The following is a 22,801-nucleotide window of genomic DNA, read 5'->3' as shown; positions in this document are numbered from 1 at the left end:
GCCGGATCGGAGAAGTGGTGGCCCCATGCAGTTCGACGACGACGCCGATCTGGACACCTCCGAGGTCGGTGACGTACGCGGCAGCCGGATCCCCGCGGGAAAGGCGACGGTGGGCGGCGCTGTCGCCGGTCTCACCGCCCTGATCCCGGGGCTGCTCTTCGGTGTCGGCCCGGACCAACCGGGCCTTCGTCGGGCGACTCGGGTACGACGGCGACCGCGTCGTCGGCGGCGCAGGTCGAGCAGAGCTGCCGGACCGGTCAGGACGCGAACACCAGGGACGACTGCCGCACCGTCGCCGTGGTCAACAGCGTGCAGGACTTCTGGCGCCCGGAGCTCGCCCGCCCGGGCGCTCGCTACGGGGACGCGAGGACGGTCCTGGACGCACGGCTCGGCGGCGCAGCGGCAGCAGTGGTTCACCACCGGCTTCCGCAGCGGCGACATGGCCGACTGCAACACCTTCCGGTGTGCCGGCCACGGCCGGTGACCGAGGGAAGACTGAGACGCGGATCACAATGGAGAGTGGAAAGAGGTGAGCGCCATGGCGGGCGCACCGGCCGGGGTTCCGACGATCTACCCGACGATTCTGTACGACGACGCGAAGGCCGCGATCAGGACGCTGACGGAGGGGCTGGGGTTCACCGAGGAAGCGGTGTACGAGGGCGAGAAGGGCACGGTGCTGCACGCGGAGCTGTCCTGCGGCAACGGCAGGGTGATGCTGGGCTCCAAGGGGCGCGGGGGGACCTTCGCCAAGGCGATGGCGGATGCGGGACCGAGCGGGGTGTACGTCGTGGTGGACGAGGTCGATGCGCACCATGCGCGCGCCGTGGAGTACGGGGTGGAGATCCTGATGCCGCCCACGGACCAGGACTACGGGTCGCGCGACTACATGGCGCGTGACGCGGAGGGCAATGTGTGGAGCTTCGGGACGTACGCCCCCGGGTCCGCGGACTGACCGCGTGCGCGTCCCCGGGCGCTCCCCCTGATTCCTACGCGCCGCCTGTGTGCACCTGGAAGGCGGCCCGGCGGACGGCCTTGGCCAGTGCGGGGTCCGGATGCGCGGCAGCCAGCGCCACCAGCACCTGGACGGTGCGCGGGTGGCCGACGGCCCGGACCTCGTCCAGCAGCGCAGGCACCGTGCCCTGGACGGCGGAGTCGAGATGACGGACCAGCAGCGCCGTCTCGCCGTGGTCGGCGACGGCCGCCGCGGTGTCGACCCAGAGCCAGGTGGCTTCCTCGCGGCTGAGGACCTCCTGGGCGTCCTCGGGGTCGGTTCCGTCGTACTCCGCCAGCCAGAGCAGCGCGTACGGGCGCAGTGAGGGGTCGGTGACGACGGAGCGCACCACTGGCTCGGCGGGGGCGCCGACGACCCGGAGCGCCTCGAAGGCGAGTCCGCGCAGCAGTGCGTCCTCGCCGCGGGCGACGGCGAGCAGTTCGGCGACGGCGCTGCCGACGGGGCGGGCGGCCAGCCAGGCGCGGTATTCGGCGCGGGCCGGTCCGGGGGTGAGCCGGGCGCAGCCGAGCAGCATGTCGGCGGCGGACTGCTCGATGTTCCCGGCCGGGCTCTGGGCGGCGACGCAGATCTGTTCCAGCTTGACCCAGACCGCCCAGTTGCCGAGCGGGGTGAGGGTGGCATGGCCGACGCCGAGCGTGAGTGCGCCGACGGCGGCCAGTCCCTCCAGTGCCCAGTCGAGGAGCAGCGCGACCAGGGCGGCGGGGTGCGCGGTGGGAGCGGGTTCCGCCGGTGCCTCCGGCCCGTAGGGCACCTCGCACCGTTCCTCGTGGAGTTCGGCGACGCGCTGGCCGAGGAGATCGAGGAGGGCGGGCACGGTGACCGGGCCCGCCGAGAGCTGCAGGAGGGAGAGCACCTGGGGTACGGCCTCGACGGCCTCGGCGACCGCGGTGGACTCGATGCCCTCGGGCGCCGGGTGGACGAGCGACCAGGCGTCGAAGAGCGCCACCCAGCCACGGAGCACGGCGGAGTCGTCACGATCCCAGGCGCGCAGCCGCCAGCCGGGGCGTGCGGTCTCGCCGTGGAGTTCGACGAGGCCGGCCAGGCGGGCCCGGTCCCAGCCGGAGCGGACCTGTGCCGGGGACAATTCCAGTGCGGTCGCAGCCCGTTCGAGAGCGTGGGCGGCGAGCGGGGCCGTGCCGGGGCTCGCGCTGTCGGCGGCCCAGCGGGCGATCCGTACGGCGTCGGCGAGCGCGGCCCTGGCCTGGCGGGCCAGTTCCGCACGGGGCGGGGTGCCCTCGGGCGGGCGGGGGGCCGGCCTGGTGCGCCGGGTGGTCACGGCCTTGCGGGCGGTGGCAAGAGGTCGCGGGCGGACAAGTCGCAGCCTGGAGTCGCGCGGGGTACGGGACGTCACGGGGAGCAGTCTTGCCTCTGACGGCCCGAAAGCCCAAACGGAACCCGGATTCGCGGCGGAAGGGGGCTGCGGGCCCGACCGGTACCAACCGGCCGATCCCTCGCATCAGCTCACATCAGCGGGGTCAGGAAGCGCCGCAGCGCCTCTTCGTAACGGGCCGGATCGGCATTCCACATCGCCGCATGCGGAGCCTGCGGTACGGGATGCAGGGCGACCAGGTCGGGACGGCGCTCGGCGAGCTCCCGGCTCGGCTGCCAGGGGGCCAGGGTGTCGTCGGGGCCGTGGAAGATCAGCGTCGGGGCGCGCAGGGCCTGCGGGAGGGAGGTGTCGAGGAGCCGGGAGCCGCGCAGACCGGTCTGGCCCTGGGCGGCGCGCAGGGCGAGCGGCAGCAGCGGGGCCGGGACGCCGCGGGCGGTGGCCAGGGCGCGCAGGGTGGCGGCCCAGTCGAGCACCGGGGAGTCCAGGACGAGGCCGCAGATCCGCTCGCGGAGCGCGGAGTTGACGGCCGCGTGCAGCGCCATGGAGGCGCCGGTGGACCAGCCGTGCAGGACGACCTTCTCCGCGCCGTACCGCATGGCGAAGCGGACGGCCGCGTCCAGGTCGCGCCATTCGGACTCGCCGAGGTGGGCGAGTCCGTCCGGGGAGCGCGGGGCTCCGGGGTCGCCGCGGTAGGCCAGGCCGAGGACCGGCAGCCGCAGCCGGTGCAGGAACTCCATGATGTTCATGGGGTGTTCGCGGGTGGTGCCGAGGCCGTGCACGGTGATGACCCAGGTGTCCCGGGGGCCGGGCACGAACCAGGCGGGCAGGATGCCGAGCTCACCGGGGATCTCGACGTCCCTGTGGTCGAGGCCGAGTGCCGTGCCGGGGTCGCCGCTGTACAGCGCGGGGGTGATCCGGACCTGGGCGCCGGGTTCCAGGCTGCCGTCGTTGACGCGTTCCAGTCTGCGTACGACTGTGTCGGCGGCGTGCGGCGCCTGCTCGATGACCGGGCCGACGACGGCCTGGACGCCGTCGCCCACCAGTCCGTACGTACCGGGCCGGAGCGCGGCGAAGGAGCGGGTCAGTGTGACCTGCCCGGCCGCCGTGGCGTGCACGGTGAGTTTCCGGTCGGCAGGGAGCGGACGTCCGGACGGCGCCCTCAGGGCGACGTCGCTGGCGTACCGGCCGGCCACGACCGCTGCCGCGCCGACGCCGAGGATGGTGGTGACGGCCGCTGCCGTCGCTGTAGCCGGGCGCACTGCTTCAGTGTCGGGGGGTGTGCCGTGCCCGGCCAGTGGACGGGGGCCGTCCGGTGGCTCACCGGGCCGCCCGCTCCCGGTCAGCCGGGTTGTCCGTACCCCTTCAGGGCGTCCTGCACGTCGCGCAGCTGAGCGAGGGAGAGCAGGGACGGGGTGTGGCCGGGTACCGAGCTCGCGGTGAGCCAGAGCCTGCACATCCATTCCAGCTGGGCGGTGCGGTCGTAGGCCTGGTCGAGGGTGGATCCGTAGGTGACCGTTCCGTGGTTGCGGAGCAGACAGCCCGTGCGGTCGCGCAGGGCGGCCAGCATGTGGTCGGCCAGCTCCTGCGTTCCGTAGCGCGCATAGGCCGCGGTACGGACGGGGCCGCCGAGCATGGCGGCGGCGTAGTGCACCAGCGGGACCTCGGGGACGAGGGTGGAGACGGCCGTGGCGTGCACGGCGTGGGTGTGCACGACGGCGGCGGCGTCGGTGTGGCGGTAGACCGCCAGGTGGAGCGGGAGTTCGCTGGTCGGGGCAAGGACGCCGAGCACCTGGTTGCCGTGGAGGTCGACGGCCACGGTGTCGCCGGGGCCGAGCCGGTCGTACGGCACACCGCTCGGCGTGACCAGGACGAGGTCGCCGACCCGCGCCGACACATTGCCCGAGGTGCCGACGACAAGGCCCTCCGTCGCGGTCCTGCGGGCGGTGGCGACGACACCGTTCCAGGCCTGCTCGATCGCGTCGCGCGCATCGTTCGCGTCGTGCCCGTTATGGCCGTTATGGCCGTCGTGTGCGCCCTCGTGATGATCCCTCATGGGGGAATCCTGTCAGCGGGGCCGTCGCGATAGGGGACCCCGGGTGACCCACATCTCTTTTCGAGGGTTTCCCGGCCTCGGATCGCGGGGCGCAACGCGGGGCGGGAGAGGCGAAATCCGGCCACGGCAGGCGCTGCGCCCCGCATCGGCTGTCGGTGGTCCGACAAAGAGAACGACTCAACTCCGTTTTGGGTCACCACAGGGCCCCACTCAGTTCATCTTCCGTTCACCCAGGTTGCCTACGTTCCACGTGCCAATGACGTCGAACGATTGCCTGGGTAAATGGAACACATCACGCTGCTACTCGCGATTGTGATCGTGACAGCTCTAGTGTTCGATTTCACGAACGGTTTCCATGACACCGCGAACGCGATGGCGACCACCATCTCGACCGGTGCCCTCAAACCCAAGACAGCGGTGGCCATGTCCGCCGCTCTCAACCTCGTCGGCGCGTTCCTGTCGGTGGAGGTCGCCAAAACGATCTCCGGCGGGATCATCAACGAGGACGGGCTACGGACAGAAGTCATCTTCGCGGCCCTCGTCGGCGCCATTCTGTGGAATCTGCTGACCTGGTTGGTCGGGCTGCCGTCCAGTTCGTCCCACGCACTCTTCGGCGGCCTGATCGGTGCCGCGGTGATGTCGGCGGGCTGGTCCTCGGTCGACGGCGGCACCGTCGTCACCAAGGTGCTGCTTCCCGCGGTCGCCGCCCCGGTCGTCGCCGGTCTCGCCGCACTGCTGGCGACCAGGCTGACCTACCGGATCGGCGGCGGGATCCGTAACGACGCCCAGGAGAAGGCCACCGCCAAGGGCTACCGGGCCGGCCAGATCGCCTCGGCCGGACTGGTCTCGCTCGCCCACGGCACCAACGACGCGCAGAAGACCATGGGCATCATCACCCTGGCCCTGGTCACCGGTGGGGTCCTGTCCCCCGGCTCGAACCCGCCGGTCTGGGTCATCGTCTCCGCCGGTCTGGCCATCGCACTCGGCACCTATCTGGGTGGCTGGCGCATCATCCGCACCATGGGCAGCGGCCTCACCGAGCTCAAGCCGCCGCAGGGCTTCGCCGCCCAGACCAGTGCGGCCACAGTCATCCTGGCCTCCTCGCACCTCGGCTTCTCCCTCTCCACCACCCAGTCCTGCTCCGGCGCCGTGATGGGTGCGGGGCTCGGCCGCCGGGGCGGTGTGGTCCGCTGGTCCACCGCCACCCGGATGTTCGTCGCCTGGGGTCTGACCCTGCCGGCCGCGGGTCTGGTCGGCGCGGGCGCGGAGTTCCTCACCAAGCAGGGCACCTGGGGTGTCACCGTCGTCGCCGTCCTGCTCGTCGCGGGCTCCGGAGCGATCTGGCTGGTGTCCCGGCGCAAGCCGGTCGGGCACGACGATGTCGCGCCCGACGGCGAGGACGCCGAGCCGGCGGGTGTCATCACCACCGCCATCGCGGCCGTCACCCCGCCGCCCGCCGGGGCGGCCGCGGTCGCCACGGCAGTGGACACGACCACGGACCTCAAGACCACCATCCCGGCCCAGCCCGGAACCGTCGCCGCCGATCCGGCGCGGCCCGCCACGGTGTAAGGACAGATCACCATGAACATCGACTGGGCAGCTCTCGGCTCCGTTTTCGGCGTCTCGCTCGTCGTCACCGTCGCACTGGTGGGCCTCTTCACCCTGGGCATCGTCGGACTCTCCAAGCAGGCCGAACCGGCCGCGCAGGGCGGCTCCACCGGAGGCTCCCTGGTGCTCGCCCGTGCGGGTGCGTACCTCTGCTTCGGGCTCTGCGCGGCCGCGGTCGCGTACGGGATCTATCTGATCGTCGCCTGAGCCCCTTCCCGCGCTCCCCCGTCGGGCCGGACACACCTCACGTGTGTCCGGCCCGATGTGCGTCTGCGCACACTGCACCGCCGCAGGTCAACGCCAGGTTGACGGGCGTTCGCGCAGCGTGGTGGACTGCCGGAGCCATTTACGGCGACAGCAGAGGAAGCCGGTGCGAATCCGGCGCGGTCCCGCCACTGTCACCGGGGAGCAGTCCCCCACACCGGAAGTCACGGCTCGCGCATGCGGGCTGGAAGGCCGGGGGAACTGCGGATCCGGGAGCCAGGAGACTCTCGCCGCCGGTCACGTCGAACCAGGGCGCGGACCCTGAGTGAGGACATATCGCCATGCCCGGCTGCCGTGCGTCCGCCGTTTCTGTGCCGCTCCCACCAGGAGCCGGCTGTACGAAGGTCCTTCGAGGCAGTTCGGCCGGTTGAGCCGTGCGAGCCGACCGCATCTTCGCGTACGGCGCCGCCGCCGGTCTGATCGGCGATCTGCTGCTCGGTGATCCCCGCCGGGGGCATCCGGTCGCCGCATTCGGGCGGGCCGCGGCAGGCGTCGAACGGCGCCTGTGGCGCGACCACCGCGGGTGGGGCGCCCTGCACACCCTGGTCTGCGCCGGAGGCGCCGCGGGTGGAGCCGCGCTGGCCGCCCGTGCCGTACGCCGTCATCCCGCCGCCTCCGTCGCCCTGGCCGCGGCCGCCACCTGGTCCGTCGTCGGCGGCACCTCGCTGGGTCGCGAGGCGCGCGCCATCGGTGGCGCGCTCGCCGCCGGTGACATCGAGCTGGCCCGGGAGCGGCTCCCCCATCTGTGCGGGCGCGACCCGCACTCCCTCGACGGGCCGCAGATCGCGCGCGCCGTGGTGGAGTCCGTGGCCGAGAACACCTCGGACGCGGTGGTCGGCGCGCTGGTGTGGGGCGCGCTGGGTGGCGTACCCGGACTCGTCGCCTTCCGCGCCGTCAACACCCTCGACGCGATGGTCGGGCACAAGTCGCCCCGCCATCTGCGCTACGGCTGGGCCTCGGCCCGCCTGGACGACGTCGCGGGCTGGCCCGGCGCCCGGCTCACCGCCGTGCTCGCCGTGGTTGCCGGGGGGCAGCCACGTCGAGCGTTGCGGGCCTGGCGGGCGGACGCGGGCAGGCATCCGAGCCCCAACGCGGGTCCGGTGGAGGCCTCGTTCGCGGGGGCGCTCGGCGTACGGCTCGGCGGGACCCTCGCGTACGGCGGACGTGTCGAGCACCGGCCGGTACTGAACGGCGCGACCGGCCGTGCGGTGGAGACCGGGGACATCGAGCGCGCGGTGCGGCTGTCGCGCCGGGTGGGGGTGCTGGCCCTCGGCGTGTGCGCGGCGGGCCGGCTGATCGCGGGACGGTGGTCGCCCTCGGGGCGGCGTCCGGCCGCGGGACGGAGCGGGAAATGAGCGGCGGACTGCTGGTCGCCGGAACCACGTCGGACGCGGGCAAGAGCGTCGTCACCGCAGGCATCTGCCGGTGGCTGGTGCGCCAGGGCGTGAAGGTCGCGCCGTTCAAGGCGCAGAACATGTCGCTGAACTCGTTCGTGACCCGCGAGGGTGCGGAGATCGGGCGAGCGCAGGCGATGCAGGCGCAGGCCGCGCGGGTGGAACCGACCGCGCTGATGAACCCGGTACTGCTCAAGCCCGGCAGCGACCGGTCCAGTCAGGTCGTCCTGATGGGCAGGCCGGTGGGCGAGATGAGCGCGCGCGGTTACCACGGGGGGCGACAGGAATCCCTCCTCGGTACGGTCGTGGACTGCCTGGAGCAGCTTCGGGGCACCTATGACGCAGTGATCTGCGAGGGGGCGGGCAGCCCGGCCGAGATCAATCTGCGGCGCACCGACATCGTGAACATGGGGATCGCGCGGGCCGCGCGGTTCCCCGTCGTCGTCGTCGGCGACATCGACCGCGGTGGCGTCTTCGCCTCGTTCTTCGGCACGACGGCACTGCTCGGCGCCGAGGACCAGGCGCTGATCGCCGGCTATCTGGTCAACAAGTTCCGCGGCGACGTGTCGCTCCTGGAGCCGGGTCTCGACATGCTGCACGGGCTGACCGGGCGACGGACGTACGGAGTGCTGCCGTTCGCCCACGGCCTGGGCATCGACGAGGAGGACGGACTGCGGGTCTCGCTGCGCGGGGCCGTACGCGAGTCGGTCGTCGCGCCGCCGCACGGCGAGGACGTGCTGCGGGTCGCGGTGTGCGCCGTACCGCTGATGTCGAACTTCACCGATGTGGACGCACTGGCCGCCGAACCGGGTGTCGTGGTCCGGTTCGTGGACCGGGCGGAGGAGCTGGCCGACGCGGATCTGGTGATCGTGCCCGGCACGCGCGGGACGGTGAAGGCGCTGGCCTGGCTGCGGGAACGGGGGCTGGCCGACGCGCTGCTGCGGCGGGCGGCGCAGGGGCGTCCGGTGCTCGGCATCTGTGGCGGGTTCCAGGTGCTCGCGGAGCGGATCGAGGACGAGGTGGAGTCGCGGGCGGGGCGGGTCGACGGGCTCGGACTGCTGCCGGTGCGGATCCGGTTCGACCGCGAGAAGACCCTCGCCCGGCCGGTCGGTACGGCGCTCGGGGAGCCGGTGGAGGGGTACGAGATCCACCACGGGGTCGCCGATGTGCGGGGCGGCGAGCCGTTCCTGGACGGGTGCCGGGTCGGCACGGTGTGGGGGACGCACTGGCACGGGTCGCTGGAGAGCGATGCGTTCCGGCGGCGGTTCCTGGGGGAGGTCGCGCGGGCGGCGGGACGGCGGTTCGTGGCCGCACCGGACACGAGTTTCGGGGCGTTGCGGGAGGAGCAGCTGGATCGGCTGGGGGATCTGATCGAGGAGCACGCGGACACGGGGGCGTTGATGCGGTTGATCGAGGCGGGGGTGCCGGAGGGACTGCCCTTTGTGGGCCCTGGGGCGCCTGAGGTGCCGGCGGCCCGTGGGGGCCGTGGGGCTGGGGTGGCTGGGGGGTCGGCGTGAGGGGAACGCCTGCGGCGGGCTTTCCTCCCCGCCCCGCCCCTTCCCCCAACCGGGGCTCCGCCCCGGGCCCCGGTCCTCGAACGCCTGACGGGCTGGAATGCGGCCCGCGGATGGATGACGTCGTCAAGGAGGCTCTGTGAGTACCCCGTATCCCTTTACTGCCATCGTCGGGCAGGACGATCTGCGACTCGGATTGTTGCTGAACGCCGTATCGCCCGCCGTCGGCGGTGTGCTCGTGCGTGGGGAGAAGGGGACCGCCAAGTCCACCGCCGTGCGGGCGCTCGCCGCGCTCATGCCCGAGGTCGATGTCGTCTCCGGCTGCCGGTTCTCGTGTGACCCGGTGTCACCCGATCCGGCGTGTCCCGATGGTCCCCACGAGGCCGGGGGCGGCGTGTCGCGTGCGGCGCGGACCGTGGAGCTGCCGGTGGGCGCCTCCGAGGACCGGCTCGTCGGGGCGCTCGACATCGAGCGGGCGCTCGCCGAGGGGGTCAAGGCGTTCGAGCCGGGGCTGCTCGCCGATGCGCATCGCGGAATCCTGTACGTCGACGAGGTCAACCTGCTCCATGACCACCTGGTGGATCTGCTGCTGGACGCGGCGGCCATGGGTGCCTCGTACGTGGAACGCGAAGGCGTCTCCGTACGGCATGCCGCGCGGTTCCTGCTCGTCGGAACGATGAACCCCGAAGAGGGCGAGCTGCGGCCGCAGTTGCTCGACCGGTTCGGGCTGACCGTCGAGGTCTCCGCGTCACGCGACACCGATCAACGGGTCGAGGTCGTACGGCGGCGGCTCGCGTACGACGACGATCCGGCCGGGTTCGCCGCCCGGTGGGCCCAGGAGGAAGGGGAGTTGCGGGAGCGGATCGCCGCGGCGCGGGCGCTTCTTCCTCATGTGGTGCTCGGGGACCGTGCGTTGCGGCAGATCGCCGCCACCTGTGCGGCCTTCGAGGTCGACGGGATGCGCGCCGACATCGTGATGGCCCGCACCTCGACCGCGCTGGCCGCGTGGGCGGGGCGTACCGACGTGCTCGCCGAGGACGTCCGGCAGGCCGCCCTGCTCGCGCTCCCCCACCGGCGCCGCCGCAATCCGTTCGACGCGCCCGGTCTCGACGAGGACAAGCTCGACGACACTCTGGAGCAGAACAGCGGTGACGGGGACGGAGGCGGGGACGATCCCGATCCGGACGGGCCGGGTGGGGGTGGGCGTCCCCCGCGGGGGGACGGGCCCGACACGCCGCCGCAGCCCGAGGCGGGGAACGGCGACACGCCCGGACTTCCCTCGCAGGGGCGGCCGGCCGACGGTGGCGAGCAGCAGCCCGTGCGTGCCGCCGAGCCGTTCCGCGCGAAGATGCTGAGCGTGCCGGGTCTCGGCGAGGGCGCGGCGGGGCGGCGTTCCCGGGCGCGTACCGAACACGGGCGTACGACCGGGGCGCGGCGGCCCGAGGGGGCCCTGACCAAACTGCATCTCGCCGCGACCGTACAGGCTGCCGCCCCGCACCAGCGTGCGCGCGGGCGGTCGGGCCGGGGTTTGGTGGTGCGGCGGGATGATCTGCGGCAGGCGACCAGGGAGGGACGCGAGGGGAACCTCGTTCTCTTCGTCGTGGACGCGTCCGGGTCGATGGCCGCCCGGCAGCGGATGGGCGCCGTGAAGGGTGCGGTGCTGTCGCTGCTGCTGGACGCGTACCAGCGGCGGGACAAGGTCGGTCTGGTCACCTTCCGCGGCAGGGGCGCCGACGTGGCACTGCCGCCCACCTCGTCCGTGGACGCGGCCGCCGCGCGGCTGGAGACGCTGCCGACCGGTGGGCGCACTCCCCTCGCGGCCGGGCTGCTGAAGGCACATGACGTACTGCGGGTGGAGCGGCTGCGCGATCCGTCGCGGCGGCCACTGCTGGTCGTGGTGACGGACGGCCGGGCGACCGGAGGTCCGGAGCCGGTGGCCCTGGCGGCGCGCGCCGCGCGGCTGCACGAGGCCGAGGGCACGGCGTCCGTCGTCGTGGACTGCGAGTCGGGGGTCGTGCGGCTCGGGCTGGCCGGCTCCCTGGCGCGCGATCTCGGGGGCACCGCCGTCACGCTCGACGAGTTGCGGGCCGACTCGATCGCCGGGCTCGTCAGGGACGTTCAGGGAACCAACGGATCCAACAGGAGGGCCGCTTAATGCCGCAGGGACAGCCGACCACGGTGCCGGACGACGGGCTGACGACGCGCCAGCGCCGCAACCGTCCGCTGCTCTTCGTCCATACCGGTATCGGCAAGGGCAAGTCGACGGCCGCGTTCGGGCTCGCGCTGCGCGCCTGGAACCAGGGCTGGCCGATCGGGGTGTTCCAGTTCGTCAAGTCGGCGAAGTGGAAGGTCGGGGAGGAGAACGCGCTGAAGGTCCTCGGCGCGAGCGGTGAGGGCGGCACGGTCGCCTGGCACAAGATGGGCGAGGGCTGGTCGTGGGTCCAGCGCGGCCTGCACGGCGACAACGCGGACAACGAGCAGAAGGCCCGCGAGGGCTGGGAGCAGGTCAAGCGCGACCTGGCCGCCGAGACGTACAAGCTGTACGTCCTCGACGAGTTCGCGTACCCGATGCACTGGGGCTGGATCGACACCGACGAGGTGGTCGAGGTGATGCGCAACCGTCCGGGGACGCAGCATGTGGTGATCACCGGGCGCAACGCCCCGGAGAAGCTCGTCGAGGCCGCCGACCTGGTGACCGACATGTCCAAGGTGAAGCACCCGATGGACGCCGGCCAGAAGGGCCAGAGGGGCATCGAGTGGTGACCATTCCGCGACTGGTGATTGCCGCGCCGGCCTCCGGCAGCGGCAAGACCACCGTGGCGACGGGACTGATGGCGGCCTTCGCGGAGCGCGGCCTCGCCGTGTCGCCGCACAAGGTCGGGCCCGACTACATCGACCCCGGCTATCACTCGCTGGCCACCGGGCGGGCGGGGCGCAACCTCGACGCGTACATGTGCGGGCCCGAGCTGGTCGCTCCGCTGTTCGCGCACGGGGCCCTTGGGTGCGACCTGGCGATCGTCGAGGGCGTGATGGGGCTGTACGACGGGGCCTCCGGACGGGGCGAGCTGGCGTCGACCGCCCATGTCGCGAAGCTGCTGCAGGCTCCGGTGGTGCTGGTCGTGGATGCGTCGTCGCAGTCGCGGTCGGTGGCGGCGCTGGTGCATGGCTTCGCCTCGTGGGATCCGCAGGTACGGATCAGCGGGGTGATCCTCAACAAGGTCGGCTCGGACCGGCACGAGATGTTGCTCCGGGAGGCGCTGGAGGAGTCCGGTGTGCCGGTGATGGGGGTGCTGCGGCGGGCCGAGCAGGTGGCCACGCCCTCGCGCCATCTGGGGCTGGTGCCGGTGGCCGAGCGACGGGGCGACGCGGTCGCCGCTGTCGCGGCGATGGGGGCGCAGGTCCGGAGCGGGTGTGACCTGGATGCGCTGATGGCGTTGGCTCGGTCGGCACCGCGGACTCCGGCCGTCTCGGGGGCGTGGGATCCGGCGGGGGCCGTGCGGGAGGCGGGCGGAGGCAGGGACGCCGACGGTGAGGGTGGCCCGGAACGGCTGGACGGTGGCCCGGGCGGGCCGGATCGTGGCCGGCCGGTCGTCGCCGTGGCCGGAGGACCCGCCTTCACGTTCTCCTACGCCGAGCACAGCGAGCTCCTCACCGCCGCCGGGGCCGACGTCGTGACGTTCGACCCGTTGCGGGACGAAGCCCTGCCCGAGGGCACCCGTGGGCTCGTCATCGGTGGGGGGTTCCCGGAGGTGTACGCCCCCGAGCTGTCCGCCAACGAACCGCTCCGCAAGGCCGTTGCCGATCTCGCCGCCGCCGGGGCTCCCCTTGCCGCCGAGTGTGCCGGGCTGCTCTATCTCTCGCGTTCGCTCGACGGACTGCCGATGTGCGGGGTGCTCGACGCCGACGGCCGGATGTCGAAGCGGCTGACACTCGGCTACCGGGAGGCCGTGGCACTCACCGACAGTCCGCTGGCCGCGGTCGGCACACGGCTGCGTGGGCACGAGTTCCACCGCACGGTGCTGGAGCCGGGCGCCGGTGCCTCCCCCGCCTGGGGCATGCATCTGCCGGAACGGCGCGTGGAGGGCTTCGTGCAGCAGGGCGTCCATGCCAGCTATCTGCATACGCACTGGGCCTCGGCGCCGGGCGTCGCGCGGCGGTTCGTCGAGAGGGCCGCGGGGTGACGCCGTCGGTCCGCGATGCCCACCGCCGGCCGGATGAAGGCGACCCCCGCCACGGTGCACAGGAGTGTGGAGCGGGCCGGGTGGGCGTGGTGTGCCTCCGGAAGGATCTCGGCGGCGGCGAGGTACAGCAGTGCGCCACCACCCCTCGTGGAAGCGCCGGGCGCTGCGGAGCTGGATTCGATCGCGCCGTGTGCCGCCTGGCGTACGACGAGGAGGCGCTCCACCAGGTGGGCGAGGAGAAGGCCGCCGGCGAACAGGAGCAGAGCCGCCCGGACGCCGAATACGCGCTCACCCGCGGCCTCGACCGCCTCCGGCAGCAGGCCGAGGCCGACGACGCCGAGCATCAGTGCGCCCGCGAGGCCGAGCACCAGGTGGCGGCGGGCGGTGACGCGCCGGGCGACCCAACCGCCCACCAGGGTCATCAGGAACGCGCCGAGCGCGACAAACACCGCCATGGGCTCCTGCCGGCCGATCGACCGCGGTCCGCGCGTCCCGGAGCTGCTCCTTGTCCCGCTCCGGTTCCCGGAAGGATCTCGCCCCATGGTTCTGCTCGTCGTCGGGATCGGCGCGGGCCGGGGCGCGCCGGCCGGTGAAGTGCTGGAGCTCGTCTCGTCCGTACTGCACGAGGCGGGGCTGTCGCCCCACGGCGTCGTGGAGTTGGCGACCCTCGACTCGAAGACCGAGGAGCCGGGGATCGTCGGAGCGGCGGCGCGGCTGGGCGTTCCCGTACGCGGGTACAGCGCGCAGGAACTCGCCGCGGTCGCCGTACCGAACCCGTCGGGCACCGTGCTCGCCGCGGTCGGTTCGGCGTCGGTCGCGGAGGCGGCGGCTCTCGTCCGCGCCGACGAACTCCTCGTACCGAAGCGGAAGTCGAACCCCGCGGGGCGGGTGGGGAGGGTGACCTGTGCGGTGGCCCGGCGGGCTTCGCACGCGCGTCCGGATCCGACCGTTGCGTCGAGTGCGGTACCGGGCACATAGTCGTCCTGCCGTCGCTCCATCCCCATCGTCATGAGCCCGCCCCCCACACCCTCTGGAAGTCATGCACACTCCTACTGAGAGACCCGATGTCAACCGCGCGGACGGACAGCACGATCTGCGGCACCACGGCGACGTGGAGGTCCGCGGCCGGGATCTGACCGATCTCGCCGTCAACGTACGTACCGATACGCCCCCGGCCTGGCTGAAGGAGCGAATAACCGAGTCCCTCTCCACGCTCGCCGCCTACCCGGACGGGGACCGTGCACGGGCCGCGGTCGCGGAACGGCACGGGCTGCCGTCGGATCGGGTCCTGCTGACGGCGGGTGCGGCGGAGGCGTTCGTGCTGATCGCGCGGGCGCTGCCGGCCCGGCGGCCGGTCGTCGTGCACCCCCAGTTCACCGAGCCCGAGGCTGCGTTGCGCGCGGCCGGGCACACGGTGGGGCGGGTACTGCTGCGCGCGGAGGACGGTTTCCGGCTGGATCCGGCGGCCGTGCCCGAGGAGGCGGATCTGGTGGTGGTCGGCAATCCGACCAACCCGACGTCGATCCTGCATCCGGCGGCCACGCTGGAAAAACTGGCACGCCCCGGGCGGACGTTGGTGGTCGACGAGGCGTTCATGGACGCGGTGCCGGGCGAGCGCGAGGCGCTGTGCGGACGTACGGACGTCCCGGGCCTCGTCGTACTGCGCAGCCTCACCAAGACATGGGGGCTGGCGGGGCTGCGGATCGGCTACGTGCTGGCGTCCCCGGAGACCATCGGCACGCTCCAGGAGGCGCAGCCGCTGTGGCCGGTGTCATCCCCCGCGCTGGCGGCGGCCGAGGCGTGCATGGAGCCGCGGGCGCTGGTGGAGGCGGCGGCCGCGGCGGACCGTATCGCGGTGGACCGGGCCCATCTGATCGCCGGGCTCATGGAGTTCGCCGAAGTGCGGGTGGCGGAACCCGCCGAAGGGCCGTTCGTGCTGGTGCGGCTGGAGCGGGCTGCGGAGGTGCGGGAGCGGCTGCGGGCGCTGGGGTTCGCGGCGCGGCGCGGCGATACGTTCCCGGGGCTCGGTCCGCAGTGGCTGCGGCTCGCCGTGCGCGACCGCGTGACGACCAACCGCTTTCTGCAGGCACTCGATCAGGCGCTCCAGGTGCTCGCCTCCCCCAGGAACCGCTGACGGGAAGCGGCGCTCCCCCCTGTGTGAGCGCCGCTCCCCCATGCCCCCTGATTTCCCCCGGTCCCGCCCCTCGGGCCGGTCGGCGTCAGTCCTGGGCGCGCCTGCGTGCCACGACGGTCGCGGCCGCACCCAGCGCAAGCAGGAACGCCGCTCCGCCCGCGAGGTACGGCGTCGTGGAGCTGCCACCGGTCTCCGCGAGGCTCGTGTCGACCGCTGCCGGGGCGTGGCCGGTCCCGGTCTGCGGCTTCACCTCGCCGCCGGAGTTGCCTCCCGCCGGCTCGGTGGGCTCGGCGCTGGGAGCGGCCGCCTTCGGGGTCTCACAGGTCGCCTCGACGAGCGTGACCTCGCCCTGGACGTCGGCGACATTGAGCTTGAACGGGTTGACCGACACCTTCAGCTGCAGCGCGGTCGCCGCGGCGGTGCGCGACGTGGTCTGCGTCTTCGACAGGTCGAGGACGACCTCGCCGACGCCGGGCACCGCCACCCGGGTCGTGCCGCCCGCCGTCAGCGTGACCTTCCGGCCGAGGACCCTGACATGGCCCAGCACATTCGATTCGGCAACGGGCTCGTGACCCACTTCGCAGACCGCCTTCGAGGTGGCCTTCTCGACCTCGACGACCGCGAGCAGCGGCAGTCCGGGCACATGGACGCGGGCCTTCGCCAGGTTGCTGTAGCCCTCGGCCCTGTGCTTGTCGACGGTCGCGTCCGCCGTGGCCACGTCGGCACGCAGCACGTCGACCGGGCGGCCGTGCGCCACGCCGTCGAGCCGCACGCTGAGCGCGGTCTCCTCGGCGCTCGCCGGTGCGTGCACCTCGTTGAGTGTGGCCCTCAGCGGCACGTCGACCGTCTTGTTCAGGAGTGAGACGTCGAGTGCGGTGCGGAGCACGACCGCGCTCGCCTTCCCTTCGCCGGTGGTCGTGGTGGAGCCGGTGGCGTGCGCCGGGGCGGCAACCAGCAGGGCGACGGGCGCGGCGGCAGCCGCCAGTGCGGCGAGTCGGAAGGTATTGCTGTTCAAGATGGTGGAACCCCCACAAGAGACATGGAGCCACCGGCGCCGTCCAAGGGGGGACATCGCGGGCACCGGTGGCCTCGACTCCGTGAATCTTTACGTACAGAGGGTGAACTGGCAGTTGCCTGTGGCGAGTTCACCCCAAAGGGGGTTCTCCGTGTCTGCATTCGATTATCTCGGCATGTACGGCCCTCGGAGTCACCCGATCAGCCGAGCGTTTGCGAGGAGCCGACCGACCGCGTCGGGGTGTGTGCCGAGTTGCTTCAACGAACGCGAGCTCCGTTCGGTCACTGACTGTCAACGCGGCACCGCGGCGGCGTCAGCCGATCACACGGCCGTTCAGCACCACATGGCGCGGCGCCGCCAGCACCCGTACATCCGCCCGCGGGTCCTCCTCGTACACCACCAGATCCGCCGCGGCGCCCTCCTCAAGACCCGGCCGCCCGAGCCAGGCGCGCGCACCCCAGGCGGTCGCCGAGAGCGCCTCGCGGGGCGGGATGCCCGCCGCGACCAGTTCGGCGACCTCCGCCGCCACCAGACCATGGGCCAGCGAGCCGCCCGCGTCGGTGCCGACGTAGACCGGCACGCCCGCGTCGTACGCCGCGCGCACGGTGTCGTAGCGACGCTCGTACAGCCGCCGCATATGCGCCGACCAGCGCGGGAACTTGGCCTCGCCGCCGGCCGCGAGGTCCGGGAACGTGGCGATGTTGACCAGCGTCGGGACGATCGCGACACCGCGCTCGGCGAAGAGCGGGATGGTGTCCTCGGTCAGGCCCGTCGCATGCTCGATGCAGTCGATCCCGGCCTCGACGAGATCGACGAGAGCGGCCTCGGCGAAGCAGTGCGCGGTGACCCGGGCGCCGAGCCGGTGCGCCTCGGCGATGGCCGCCTCGACCTCGCCGCGCGGCCAGCAGGCGGTCAGGTCACCGGCGTCCCGGTCGATCCAGTCGCCGACCAGCTTGACCCAGCCGTCGCCGCGCCGCGCCTCCTGCGCGACGTATGCGACGAGGTCGCCCGGCTCGATCTCATGGGCGTAGTTCCGGATGTACCGGCGGGTCCTGGCGATATGGCGTCCGGCCCGGACGATCTTGGGAAGGTCCTCGCGGTCGTCGATCCACCGGGTGTCGGAGGGCGATCCGGCATCCCTGATGAGCAGCGTGCCGGCCTCCCGGTCGGTGAGCGCCTGCTTCTCGCTCGTGGCGGCGTCGACCGGGCCGTGGTGATCGAGCCCCACGTGGCAGTGGGCGTCCACGAGGCCCGGCAGCACCCAGCCGGTGACGGTCTCCGCCGCGTCCGCGCCGGGCGGCCGCTCGTACGAGATCCGCCCGTCGACGGCCCACAGCTCGTCCCGTACGTCGTCGGGACCGACGAGTACCCGCCCCTTCACATGCAGCACGGGCTGCACCGTGTGATCACTCATGGCAGCACTGTACGAGGCGGCCGATGACGGCCTCGGTACTCTCGACGGAAGCGCTGTTCGTACGCCGAACCGCAGGCCGACCCGATCCGAAGAGAGCACCACCGTGACGCACCCCTTCCTCGACCTCGCCCCGCTCACCGCCGCGCACTTCGCCGCCATCGAACGCCGGGTGGCCGGTCTCCTCGCCACCGAGCAGGACGTCGTCATCATGCAGGGCGAGGCGCTGCTTCCCCTCGAAGGCTGCATCCGGGGCGGTGCCCGGCCCGGTTCGACCGCACTGAACGTGGTCACGGGGCCGTACGGGCAGACCTTCGGGAACTGGCTGCGCGACTGCGGTGCCAATGTCATCGATCTGGCGGTGCCGTTCCACACGGCGGTCACCGCCGACCAGGTCGCGCAGGCGCTCGCCGCGCACCCGGAGATCGACTTCGTCTCGCTGGTCCACGCGGAGGCGGCGACCGGCAACACCAACCCGGTCGCGGAGATCGGTGAGGTCGTCCGGGCGCACGGGGCGCTGTTCATGCTCGACGCCGTCGCCTCGGTGGGCGCCGAGCCGCTGCTGCCGGACCTGTGGGGCGTCGACCTGTGCGTGATCGGCGCGCAGAAGGCGATGGGCGGCCCGGCCGGGGTGTCGGCGGTGTCGGTGAGCGGGCGCGCCTGGGAACGGATCGCCGCCAACCCCGAGGCCCCCCGCCACTCGTACCTCTCGCTCCTGGACTGGAAGGAGCGCTGGATCGACGGCGGCCGCAAGGCTCTCCTGCACGCCCCCGCGCAGCTGGAGATGCTGGCGCTCGAGGCGTGCGTGGAGCGGATCGAGGCGGAGGGGCTGGAGGCTCTGATGGCCCGGCACGCGGCGGCCGCCGCGGCGACGCGGGCGGGCGCGGTGGCGCTCAGCGGCGGGCTGGCGCCGTACGTGCACGAGGCGCGGGACGCGGCGCCGGTCGCCACGACGCTGCGCGCCCCGGCGGGGATCGACGCCGCCGGGCTGGTCGCCAAGGCACTTGCGGCCGACCCGTCGCTGCCGCTGATCGCGGGCGGCGGGGCACTGTCCAAGGAGATGATCCGGGTCAATCACTACGGTGTGGACGCGACGCGGGGCGCGGTGCAGTCCTCGCTCGCGGCTCTGGGGGCGGCGCTGGCCGACGAGGGCCGGCCGGTCGACTTCGAAGCTGCCCGCAGGGCCGTTACGGAAACCTGGCCGAGCGAATAAATTCAGGAGGGTCAGTCATCGGGGATCCGGCGGCTGACCGTCACGAATTCATCAATGCGGGGAGCTGTTAATCAAGAGCAGCTCCCCGCATTCTTTTGCCCGCTTCCCCGCACCCTAAACCCTGAAGTTTCGGCAGCACTGATCGACACAATTCGACCACGTCTCCCGGGAGTTACGACTCTGTGACCGACTCCACATCCGGGGAAGATTTGCCGGATAAATGACGGACATACCGACAGAAATCTTCACCGCTTCGCGCCGGGGCACGCGCCCGCGTGATAACACACGGGCCCGTTCCACCCAACCCTCTGCGTCGATGCAATTTCAGAATTTGCTGGGTAAATTCAATTCGCATGACCGCCGCACCAGCAGATTTTGCACGTGCCCGAAGCGAATTCCTCACCATCGACACCCCGCGAGTGGAGGACGGAGCCGCGATCTGGCGTATCGCCCGTGACTCCGAGGTCCTGGACCTCAACTCCTCGTACAGCTATCTGCTGTGGTGCCGTGACTTCGCCGCGACCTCCGTGGTCGCCCGCGACGAGACCGGCGAACCGGTCGCCTTCGTGACGGGATACATCCGGCCCGACCGCCCCGAGACGCTCGTCGTCTGGCAGGTGGCCGTCGACCACGGCCACCGCGGGACCGGGCTGGCCGCCAAGCTGCTGGACTCGCTGACCGCGCGGGTCGCCGCAGCGCAGGGCCTGGCCTCCGTCGAGACCACCGTCACCCCGGACAACACCGCGTCCGACCGGCTGTTCACCTCCTACGCACTCCGCCATGACGTGGCTCTGGAGCGCGAAGTGCTGTTCGACGGCGGGCTGTTCCCCGAGGGAACGCACCTGCCGGAAGTGCTCTACCGCATCGGTCCGTTCCACGCCTGAGCGCGGCGAAGACCGCAGCGCCGCCCTCCCACCCCCCTCAAGCAGGAGATCCCCTGTGACCATCACCCCGCCCGCCCTGAGCGTCTTCGAGACCCTGGAGTCGGAGGTGCGGAGCTACTGCCGCGGCTGGCCCGCCGTGTTCGACCGTGCACAGGGCTCCCGGCTGACCGACGAGGACGGCCACACGTACCTCGACTTCTTCGCCGGTGCCGGATCCCTCAACTACGGCCACAACAACCCGGTGCTGAAGCGTGCGTTGATCGACTACATCGAGCGCGACGGCATTACCCACGGCCTCGACATGGCGACCACCGCGAAACGCTCCTTCCTGGAGACCTTCCAGAACGTGGTGCTGCGCCCGCGCGACCTTCCGTACAAGGTGATGTTCCCCGGCCCGACCGGCACCAACGCGGTCGAGGCCGCGCTGAAGCTGGCCCGCAAGGTGAAGGGACGCGAGTCGGTCGTCTCGTTCACCAACGCCTTCCACGGCATGTCGCTCGGCTCGCTCGCCGTCACCGGCAACGCCTTCAAGCGGGCCGGGGCCGGTATCCCGCTGGTGCACGGCACGCCGATGCCGTTCGACAACTATCTCGACGGCCAGGTCCCGGACTTCCTCTGGTTCGAGCGGCTCCTCGAGGACCAGGGGTCGGGTCTCAACCAGCCCGCCGCCGTGATCGTCGAGACGGTGCAGGGCGAGGGCGGCATCAATGTGGCGCGGCCCGAGTGGCTGCGGTCGCTGGCCGATCTGTGCCACCGCCGCGACATGCTGCTGATCGTCGACGACATCCAGATGGGCTGCGGCCGTACGGGCGCGTTCTTCTCCTTCGAGGAGGCCGGCATCACGCCGGACATCGTCACCCTGTCGAAGTCCATCAGTGGTTACGGACTGCCCATGTCGCTCTGCCTGTTCCGCCCGGAGCTGGACGTCTGGGGACCGGGCGAGCACAACGGCACCTTCCGCGGCAACAATCCCGCGTTCGTCACCGCCGCCGCCGCTCTCGACGCCTACTGGGCGGACGGCCAGATGGAGAAGCAGACCCTGGCCCGCGGCGAACAGATCGAGCAGGCACTGCTGGCGATCTGCGCCGAACACGCCCCGCTCGGCGCCCGGTTCCGCGGCCGCGGCCTGGTCTGGGGGCTGGAGTTCACCGACGCGTCGCGCGCCGCCGCGGTCTGCGCCCGCGCCTTCGAGCTGGGGCTGCTTGTGGAGACCTCCGGCCCGCAGAGCGAGGTCGTGAAGCTGCTGCCGGCCCTGACCGTCACCCCCGAGGAACTGGACGAAGGCCTGCGCACGCTGGCCCGCAGCGTCCGCGAAACCGCGTGACACCCCGGCGCGCAGAGACACCGAAGAGAAAAGAAGAGAAAGGCACCGACTCACCGTGATCGTCCGATCGTTCAGTGACATCGAGAACACCGACCGGCATGTGAAGGCCGCCTCCGGCACCTGGGAGAGCAAGCGCATCGTGCTCGCCAAGGAGAAGGTGGGCTTCTCGCTCCACGAAACCGTGCTGTACGCGGGCACGGAGACGTCGATGTGGTACGCGAACCACATCGAGGCCGTGTTGTGCACCGAGGGCGAGGCCGAGCTCACCAACGACGAGACCGGCGAGAAGCACTGGATCTCCCCCGGCACGATGTATCTGTTGAACGGGCACGAGCATCACACGCTGCGCCCGAAGACCGACTTCCGCTGCGTCTGCGTCTTCAACCCTCCCGTCACCGGACGGGAGGACCACGACGAGAACGGCGTCTATCCCCTGCTGACCGAGGAGGGCTGAACGATGACCACCGATGTACGCGCCGACCTCTATCCCACCCGGGGTTCCGCCGAGCTGATCACGCCCCGCCAGGACCCGGTCATCTGGTCGGCGCCCGGCACCCCGGGCCCGGTCGCCGTGAAGGACCTGCAGGGCTTCGAGCGTGACGGCTTCCTCACCGTCGACGAGCTGATCACGCCCGCCGAGGTCGACGGCTACCGGGCCGAGCTCGACCGGCTGATCGCCGATCCCGCGATCCGGGCCGACGAACGCTCGGTCATCGAGCCGACGTCGCAGGACATCCGCTCGGTCTTCGAGGTCCACCGGATCAGCGAGGTCTTCGCCCGACTGGTCAGCGACGAGCGGGTGGTGGGCCGGGCCCGCCAGATCCTCGGCTCGGACGTGTACGTCCACCAGTCGCGGATCAACGTCAAGCCGGGCTTCGGCGCTTCGGGGTTCTACTGGCACTCGGACTTCGAGACCTGGCACGCCGAGGACGGTCTGCCGCACATGCGGGCGGTGTCCGTGTCGATCGCGCTGACCGAGAATCACGACACCAACGGCGGGCTGATGATCATGCCCGGTTCGCACAAGTCGTTCCTCGGGTGCGCGGGCAGGACACCGAAGGACAACTACAAGAAGTCGCTGAGGATGCAGGATGCCGGCACCCCGTCCGACCAGGCGCTGACCAGGATGGCCGACCGGCACGGCATCCGGCTCTTCACGGGTCCGGCCGGTTCGGCGACCTGGTTCGACTGCAACTGCATGCACGGCTCGGGGGACAACATCACCCCGTACCCGCGCAGCAATGTCTTCATCGTCTTCAACAGTGTGGAGAACGCCGCCGAGGAACCGTTCGCGGCGCCGGCGAGGCGCCCGGAGTTCATCGGGGCGCGGGACTTCTCGCCGGTGGGATGAGGCGATTGTGCCGGTGGGCGGGGACGGCCCGGGCCGGGCCCCCCCCCCGGCCCAATCCGGGGGGCCCCCGCGGGACGCAGCCGCGAGAGAGAGGGGCAGGAAAAAAAACAAAG

17 protein-coding genes, 6 pseudogenes and 1 riboswitch are annotated in these 22,801 nt (G+C 72.0%); of the genes and pseudogenes, 17 read left to right on the top strand and 6 right to left on the bottom strand.

The genetic code is table 11. From position 1 onward, the window contains the following. Positions 1-25 precede the first annotated feature (25 nt). From ACFU8W_RS37175 to ACFU8W_RS37165, 3 genes and pseudogenes are all read left to right on the top strand, one after another. Positions 26-408: pseudogene (locus tag ACFU8W_RS37175) on the top strand (hypothetical protein); the annotation flags it as partial. 4 nt (positions 409-412) lie between these two features. Continuing rightward, a pseudogene (locus ACFU8W_RS37170) lies at positions 413-484 on the top strand (hypothetical protein); the annotation flags it as partial. A 54-nt stretch (positions 485-538) separates the two neighbouring features. Further along, positions 539-952 carry a VOC family protein gene (locus ACFU8W_RS37165; RefSeq protein WP_384047237.1) on the top strand — a complete coding sequence of 138 codons (414 nt, stop codon included), beginning with the start codon at positions 539-541 and terminating at the stop codon, positions 950-952. A gap of 34 nt (positions 953-986) precedes the next feature. Here ACFU8W_RS37165 and ACFU8W_RS37160 read toward each other — a convergent pair whose 3' ends face one another. The 3 genes from ACFU8W_RS37160 to ACFU8W_RS37150 form a co-directional block, all read right to left on the bottom strand. Further along, positions 987-2,288: a hypothetical protein gene (locus tag ACFU8W_RS37160; protein WP_384047376.1), complete on the bottom strand. Its 1,302-nt coding sequence runs from the start codon at positions 2,286-2,288 to the stop codon at positions 987-989. A 185-nt stretch (positions 2,289-2,473) separates the two neighbouring features. Next, positions 2,474-3,601, bottom strand: a complete 1,128-nt coding sequence (locus ACFU8W_RS37155; protein WP_384047234.1) for an alpha/beta hydrolase — start codon at positions 3,599-3,601, stop codon at positions 2,474-2,476. 80 nt (positions 3,602-3,681) lie between these two features. Continuing rightward, complete coding sequence (locus ACFU8W_RS37150; RefSeq protein WP_384047231.1) at positions 3,682-4,395, bottom strand: class II aldolase/adducin family protein; 714 nt, start codon at positions 4,393-4,395, stop codon at positions 3,682-3,684. Positions 4,396-4,677: 282 nt separating this feature from the next. Here ACFU8W_RS37150 and ACFU8W_RS37145 point away from each other — a divergent pair, with 282 nt between their 5' ends. The 7 genes and pseudogenes from ACFU8W_RS37145 to ACFU8W_RS37115 all read left to right on the top strand — a co-directional run bounded on the left by ACFU8W_RS37145 (position 4,678) and on the right by ACFU8W_RS37115 (position 13,356). Further along, positions 4,678-5,964, top strand: a complete 1,287-nt coding sequence (locus tag ACFU8W_RS37145) for an anion permease (RefSeq protein ID WP_384047228.1) — start codon at positions 4,678-4,680, stop codon at positions 5,962-5,964. 12 nt (positions 5,965-5,976) lie between these two features. Then, the gene (locus ACFU8W_RS37140) at positions 5,977-6,210 is read left to right on the top strand and encodes a hypothetical protein (RefSeq protein WP_345513719.1); all 234 of its coding nucleotides are present in this window, start codon (positions 5,977-5,979) and stop codon (positions 6,208-6,210) included. Between the two features lie 152 nt (positions 6,211-6,362). Beyond that, positions 6,363-6,494: riboswitch (cobalamin riboswitch) on the top strand. 147 nt (positions 6,495-6,641) lie between these two features. Beyond that, entirely contained in the window at positions 6,642-7,622 is a 981-nt protein-coding gene (locus tag ACFU8W_RS37135) for a cobalamin biosynthesis protein (protein WP_384047224.1), read from the top strand. Further along, positions 7,619-9,318 (top strand): annotated as a pseudogene (locus ACFU8W_RS37130) (cobyric acid synthase). The gene ACFU8W_RS37135 and the pseudogene ACFU8W_RS37130 overlap by 4 nt, the downstream one beginning before the upstream one ends. Beyond that, positions 9,315-11,330: a putative cobaltochelatase gene (locus ACFU8W_RS37125; protein ID WP_384047221.1), complete on the top strand. Its 2,016-nt coding sequence runs from the start codon at positions 9,315-9,317 to the stop codon at positions 11,328-11,330. Before ACFU8W_RS37130 ends, ACFU8W_RS37125 begins: the two are co-directional and overlap by 4 nt. Further along, entirely contained in the window at positions 11,330-11,938 is a 609-nt protein-coding gene (gene cobO / locus ACFU8W_RS37120) for a cob(I)yrinic acid a,c-diamide adenosyltransferase (RefSeq protein WP_345513722.1), read from the top strand. Before ACFU8W_RS37125 ends, cobO begins: the two co-directional genes overlap by 1 nt. Next, positions 11,932-13,356, top strand: a complete 1,425-nt coding sequence (locus ACFU8W_RS37115) for a cobyrinate a,c-diamide synthase (protein WP_384047217.1) — start codon at positions 11,932-11,934, stop codon at positions 13,354-13,356. Before cobO ends, ACFU8W_RS37115 begins: the two co-directional genes overlap by 7 nt. Positions 13,357-13,367: 11 nt before the next feature. On the opposite strand, the pseudogene ACFU8W_RS37110 reads toward ACFU8W_RS37115, so the two are convergent. After that, a pseudogene (locus tag ACFU8W_RS37110) lies at positions 13,368-13,811 on the bottom strand (hypothetical protein); the annotation flags it as partial. Between the two features lie 85 nt (positions 13,812-13,896). Between ACFU8W_RS37110 and ACFU8W_RS37105 the strand changes: the two are divergent. Then, positions 13,897-14,292: pseudogene (locus tag ACFU8W_RS37105) on the top strand (cobalamin biosynthesis protein); the annotation flags it as partial. Between the two features lie 151 nt (positions 14,293-14,443). Beyond that, positions 14,444-15,490: pseudogene (cobC, locus tag ACFU8W_RS37100) on the top strand (Rv2231c family pyridoxal phosphate-dependent protein CobC); the annotation flags it as partial. Positions 15,491-15,575: 85 nt separating this feature from the next. Here cobC and ACFU8W_RS37095 read toward each other — a convergent pair. Both ACFU8W_RS37095 and ACFU8W_RS37090 read right to left on the bottom strand, forming a co-directional pair. Continuing rightward, positions 15,576-16,505: an SCO1860 family LAETG-anchored protein gene (locus ACFU8W_RS37095; protein WP_384047214.1), complete on the bottom strand. Its 930-nt coding sequence runs from the start codon at positions 16,503-16,505 to the stop codon at positions 15,576-15,578. A 313-nt stretch (positions 16,506-16,818) separates the two neighbouring features. Further along, the gene (locus ACFU8W_RS37090) at positions 16,819-17,919 is read right to left on the bottom strand and encodes an amidohydrolase family protein (protein WP_384047211.1); all 1,101 of its coding nucleotides are present in this window, start codon (positions 17,917-17,919) and stop codon (positions 16,819-16,821) included. Positions 17,920-18,022: 103 nt separating this feature from the next. Here ACFU8W_RS37090 and ACFU8W_RS37085 point away from each other — a divergent pair, with 103 nt between their 5' ends. The 5 genes from ACFU8W_RS37085 to thpD all read left to right on the top strand — a co-directional run bounded on the left by ACFU8W_RS37085 (position 18,023) and on the right by thpD (position 22,688). Further along, a complete protein-coding gene (locus tag ACFU8W_RS37085; protein ID WP_266990811.1) occupies positions 18,023-19,129 on the top strand; it encodes an alanine--glyoxylate aminotransferase family protein in 1,107 nt (368 codons plus the stop codon). A 419-nt stretch (positions 19,130-19,548) separates the two neighbouring features. Further along, positions 19,549-20,013, top strand: coding sequence for a diaminobutyrate acetyltransferase (gene ectA / locus ACFU8W_RS37080; protein WP_384047373.1), 465 nt, complete (start codon positions 19,549-19,551; stop codon positions 20,011-20,013). A gap of 55 nt (positions 20,014-20,068) precedes the next feature. Further along, positions 20,069-21,337: a diaminobutyrate--2-oxoglutarate transaminase gene (gene ectB, locus ACFU8W_RS37075; protein WP_384047207.1), complete on the top strand. Its 1,269-nt coding sequence runs from the start codon at positions 20,069-20,071 to the stop codon at positions 21,335-21,337. A gap of 55 nt (positions 21,338-21,392) precedes the next feature. Continuing rightward, positions 21,393-21,791 (top strand): ectoine synthase, encoded by a 399-nt coding sequence (locus ACFU8W_RS37070; protein ID WP_037691652.1) that lies wholly within the window; start codon positions 21,393-21,395, stop codon positions 21,789-21,791. Between the two features lie 3 nt (positions 21,792-21,794). Continuing rightward, on the top strand, positions 21,795-22,688 hold the full coding sequence (gene thpD / locus ACFU8W_RS37065) for an ectoine hydroxylase (RefSeq protein WP_384047200.1): 894 nt from the start codon (positions 21,795-21,797) through the stop codon (positions 22,686-22,688). Positions 22,689-22,801 lie beyond the last annotated feature (113 nt).

The organism is Streptomyces sp. NPDC057565 (genome assembly GCF_042801455.1).
GTDB lineage: Bacteria > Actinomycetota > Actinomycetes > Streptomycetales > Streptomycetaceae > Streptomyces > Streptomyces yanii.
This window is presented reverse-complemented; position numbering and strand designations above follow the sequence as displayed.

Coding starts and splice junctions, on each gene's coding strand:
- ACFU8W_RS37165 (WP_384047237.1), top strand. CDS start 539: ATGGCGGGCGCACCGGCCGGGGTTCCGACGATCTACCCGACGATTCTG.
- ACFU8W_RS37150 (WP_384047231.1), bottom strand. CDS start 4,395: ATGAGGGATCATCACGAGGGCGCACACGACGGCCATAACGGCCATAAC.
- ACFU8W_RS37145 (WP_384047228.1), top strand. CDS start 4,678: ATGGAACACATCACGCTGCTACTCGCGATTGTGATCGTGACAGCTCTA.
- ACFU8W_RS37140 (WP_345513719.1), top strand. CDS start 5,977: ATGAACATCGACTGGGCAGCTCTCGGCTCCGTTTTCGGCGTCTCGCTC.
- cobO (WP_345513722.1), top strand. CDS start 11,330: ATGCCGCAGGGACAGCCGACCACGGTGCCGGACGACGGGCTGACGACG.
- ACFU8W_RS37090 (WP_384047211.1), bottom strand. CDS start 17,919: ATGAGTGATCACACGGTGCAGCCCGTGCTGCATGTGAAGGGGCGGGTA.
- thpD (WP_384047200.1), top strand. CDS start 21,795: ATGACCACCGATGTACGCGCCGACCTCTATCCCACCCGGGGTTCCGCC.